This window comes from Longimonas halophila (genome assembly GCF_002554705.1).
Taxonomy (GTDB): domain Bacteria; phylum Bacteroidota; class Rhodothermia; order Rhodothermales; family Salinibacteraceae; genus Longimonas; species Longimonas halophila.
Genome location: NZ_PDEP01000027.1, coordinates 1 through 3,989, shown reverse-complemented (window position 1 = coordinate 3,989; position 3,989 = coordinate 1). Strand labels below are relative to the sequence as shown.

The following is a 3,989-nucleotide window of genomic DNA, read 5'->3' as shown; positions in this document are numbered from 1 at the left end:
ACGAACACAAAGACGCGAATGAGCGTAGATTGCCAGTCCATGTCACCAAGGGCTGTTTGTGAGAGCGGCGTTAAGCACCCTCCTCAAACAGCTTGCGGTGATGTGGGTCTCAACTCTGGATTGGCATTGCAAGAATGACTGCACAACCGGAGGCCGTAAATTGGTACTTCGTAGCTTTGAGCAACATCATGGAAAGAGCGGTTTGGCAAAAGTCTCAGTCAAACGGCATAACCTATACTTACATCAACTGAGTTGACATAGCACACGGTGCGACAGGATTGGGATGCGTGAAGCGGGTGTCAACGTGCGAATGTAGTATATCCAGCGGGCCGTCCAAGCGCAAGGAACGGGCTGGAGCGAACGGTTAGGCGTCGGGGCCCATCAGGGTGAGCATGAGCGTGCGGGGGCCGCCCTGGTCGCGGTGTTCGCACAGGTAGAGGCCCTGCCACGTGCCCAGCGCCAGCGCGCCGTCTTGCACGGGCAGCCACAGGCCCGGGCCGATCAGCACGGCTTTGATGTGGGCGGGCATGTCGTCGGGGCCCTCAAGGGTGTGCTGGTAATAGGGCTGCTCCTCGGGCACGAGGTGGTTGAGGTGGCGCTCCAGGTCGCCGCGCACGTCGGGGCTGGCGGCTTCGTTGAGGGCGAGCGAGGCGGAGGTGTGCTGGATGAAGACGTGCAGCATCCCCTGGGAGCACGCCACGCCACAGTTTGCGATTGTGCCTTGCATCGTCGCGTAGCTTCCGCGCGCTGGCAAAACCAGCGAGAGCAGATCCGCCCGCAACGTAAGACCACAGGTCAACGAGGTTGGGCTCGCCATTGGCAAAAAGCCACCAAACCAGTCCGAACAGCATTGAGGCTGCTCCGAAAAGTACGGCAGCTATCAAGCGGTATCGCATAGCGTCCTCCTCGGGCATATATCGGTGAAATTCAGCCGACGGACGGTCGGCTGCAATGTTGTGTTATACGGCTCAGTCGAACTCACACACTTGGGTTTGATAGTTATATCGTCCGCCAGCATCTAGGCAGTCATCTACAACCCAGAACTCCGCATGGCTAGTGCGCCACCACAGTAAGCCACTCAGCAGCAAACATCCGATTCCGAACGCCAATTGCTTGCCACGATGGCGCCAGAGCCCAAGACCAGCAAAGGCGAACCCAAGTGGGACGAGCAGTGCTGCGGCAACCAGAAGACCATATTCGATTGCAATTTCAGCCATGCCTGGAGACGTATAACGTCTGACAATCTGCTGCGACCGACACGGTCACTCATAGGCGTCTATGAATCACGAGCCTCCCAGACCAGCAACCTGAGTGTTGAGAGCCTGCAGCATCGCATTGTTATATGACGCCATAAAGTTATATGACCCCACAAAGAAATCAGGTAGTAGATAGACGTTAAGTGATAGCTCTCCTGATAAAAACGTTGACTGAGGCGGACGGTCCCCCGTTCGCTCTCGTCAGCCCCGCCGGAGACGTCCGCGCCGGGCGGCGCTCCCAGTCTCCGGCTACTGGTATATTTCTTCCATCACTTAGCGTTGAACCGCTACCAGAAATCAAAGCGTCGAGGACAAATCACGGATGGTCTTCTCTCTTGCGGTAGCCAGAGCAGACATCAGCGCTTCGGTATAAACTCGTACGTACCATTGGCCGGAGGCCGATTCATAGGAGTTCGCCAGTAGACTGATTTGCTCGTTCGTGAGTGGCTCATGGGTCCAGAGAAAGTTTACGAGCCCGAACATCGTGTATTCTTCCACCCGGGTCGTCCGTTCGTCCGCCGTTGGCATGGCAGGTGCTTCGTGGGCACCGGGGACTGTTTCTAGTATTTCAGCGGTCGCTCTGATTCTTTCACGTTCAATATCGAACAAGAACTCGCCAACGTGACTTGCCCGTACGAAGCGGAGCATCGGCTCGACTCGCTCCGCATCGGGGGGGCTTTCACCAAGAACGGCGGCATATTCCTCCAAGCTCTGGTCGGGCTCATATTCGTCGACCAATACCTGGAGTTCGACCTGTTGATCACTGAAGAGCCATGAGTTCAGCGCAGAACGGTTCTGGTCATCGTCACGCTTGATCATGCCGGCGCGGACATCATTGAACAAGGCCTCGGGAGCGTAGTGGCGGTCGACAATCTCACGGATCATCTCCAGTGTATCAGGAGGCATGTCCGGGTAGTAAGACGATACGGTCTGAGTGAGTTCTGCGGACTTACCAACGACTATGCTCCAGACCTTCGTCTTCGACAAGACGTCGTCAATCGTCAACGTCGCGGGCTCTCCCAGGTCCTCTGCCCAGTTGTACTCAAGTGCGTCTCCGGAACGCGATAAGTCCGTCAGGGCGGAATAGTGATTACGGCCGCTCTCTTCTCCGTCGCGAACCAAGTCAAATCGCGTCCAACCGTCCTCCCAGGTATAAACTTCGTCGCCGCTTTCGGTCCGTAGCACCTCAGGCGTGCCCAGTTCTTCTGTGTAAGCCGCTAACTCGCGGTCGAATTTGAAACCGGAATTGTAGGAGAAGTGCATCGATCTTACCACGTCGTCCGAGTCCGTTGAGACTCTGATCCAGGACGTTCCGGGAAATGAAATCGGGACCCTCCACAAATGGTCGGCTTCGCGAATTCCGAATTGGCTCCCGTTCTCGAACTCCTCTCCGAGAGTGATCGTGAGAACAGGGTTGACCTCAGCGTATCGGAAGATTGACTGAGCGGAACTCGGATCTTGAAACTGCTCGTTCGGAACTCGGCATGACGTAAGAAGCAAGGCGAAAAGAAGCGCCCACAGCTTGGGATAGGTCACGAATAAATCTCTGTCGTATATGTGATTTTATAACGGAGTAATTATGGCTCAAAGGGCATTGTCAACTTACAAAACAGCGATCGATCGCAACACGGCCCTGCCCTTCGTCCGCGTGCAGCCGCTTGTTATGCCGCTTCCTCACGCGGGGAATGCCAAGCAGCGCGGGGAACGCCCCATTCTTCGAGCGCAAATTCCTTTGCTGCGGCAAGGCAAGACTGTCCTGCAAGTAATCGTGTGTGGAGCACGTGCTGTCTCTTTCGAATCGGAAGACGTAAAAACCTGCGGCCTCTTTTTCCTCCTCGTTTTCCTCGATCTTGAAGCGACAATCGTCGTGGTAAGCTACAAGTAAGATCGAATCAGAAGCCATATCTGGAGCGGCATAACGGTCGAGCTCACCGGCGGTGGTTGCGCCGAGCCTGGTGATGAGCTATCGAGACGCGGCGGTCGTTCAGCGCACAGACGGACACCGTCCGGTGCAGCATAGTGTTATGCCTCACGCTGACTAAGACCAGAGAGGTACCGTCGAAGCATCGAATATTCGTACCTTGCAAGCGAAGTCGTCAGCTATACTTTCGATATGCTGCCTGTCGGCGTCGGAATACACACCAATATAAACGCTCCAGAGTCGGTTCGACACTTTCCTCCCATGTTTCGCCGCCTTGTTTATCGCATCTATAATATGTCGGTCATACTCCCCAAAATTGAACCCAAAGGACACCAGAGAACCTTTTGCATCACATAATGACTCATAGCAATAATTGAGATACGGATTGTGCTTTATATGTTCTAGTTTCTGGGATGAGTTGCCAGCCGTAACAAATATTGGGTATTCACTTTTCTCCATTCGTTCGCTAATGTTTTCCAGCAGGTAGCTATAAACACTATATTTCTCTTTTTCAATCGTCGTACCCGTGTCGAAGAATGGTAGAGCGCCGTGAAGGTAAAATACGTTTTGGCGGGCCTTATTCTTTCCCCAGAAAAGATCTGAGTACTCGTGTTCGTCAGACGGCTCCTCTGGGTTTAAAACTTCACGACCGCAACCGTCAACATGATCAATAATCTCGCTCCTCATTAAGTAGGTCGACAGAACAACATTACTCGTAACCGATGCCGGCGGTGCGGAGTGCCTGTTGCGGCGAGAGGGTCTGGAAGTACTGGCGACAGCTTTCTCGAAGCGCCTCGAGGCTCCGCTCCAGG

Annotated in this window: 5 protein-coding genes; all 5 read right to left on the bottom strand. The window is 54.4% G+C overall.

Going from position 1 to position 3,989, the window contains the following annotated elements; genetic code table 11:
* Positions 1-364: 364 nt before the first annotated feature.
* A complete protein-coding gene (locus CRI93_RS14945; RefSeq protein WP_098063528.1) occupies positions 365-727 on the bottom strand; it encodes a secondary thiamine-phosphate synthase enzyme YjbQ in 363 nt (120 codons plus the stop codon).
* A gap of 241 nt (positions 728-968) precedes the next feature.
* A complete protein-coding gene (locus tag CRI93_RS14940) occupies positions 969-1,217 on the bottom strand; it encodes a hypothetical protein (RefSeq protein ID WP_098063526.1) in 249 nt (82 codons plus the stop codon).
* Between the two features lie 336 nt (positions 1,218-1,553).
* A complete protein-coding gene (locus CRI93_RS14935) occupies positions 1,554-2,519 on the bottom strand; it encodes a hypothetical protein (RefSeq protein ID WP_141491753.1) in 966 nt (321 codons plus the stop codon).
* Positions 2,520-2,853: 334 nt separating this feature from the next.
* Complete coding sequence (locus CRI93_RS14930) at positions 2,854-3,159, bottom strand: hypothetical protein (protein WP_098063522.1); 306 nt, start codon at positions 3,157-3,159, stop codon at positions 2,854-2,856.
* Between the two features lie 135 nt (positions 3,160-3,294).
* Positions 3,295-3,989: DUF4917 family protein (locus tag CRI93_RS14925; protein WP_141491752.1), on the bottom strand; the 695-nt coding region annotated here is incomplete at its 5' end.

Coding starts and splice junctions, on each gene's coding strand:
- CRI93_RS14930 (WP_098063522.1), bottom strand. CDS start 3,159: ATGGCTTCTGATTCGATCTTACTTGTAGCTTACCACGACGATTGTCGC.
- CRI93_RS14945 (WP_098063528.1), bottom strand. CDS start 727: ATGCAAGGCACAATCGCAAACTGTGGCGTGGCGTGCTCCCAGGGGATG.
- CRI93_RS14940 (WP_098063526.1), bottom strand. CDS start 1,217: ATGGCTGAAATTGCAATCGAATATGGTCTTCTGGTTGCCGCAGCACTG.
- CRI93_RS14935 (WP_141491753.1), bottom strand. CDS start 2,519: ATGCACTTCTCCTACAATTCCGGTTTCAAATTCGACCGCGAGTTAGCG.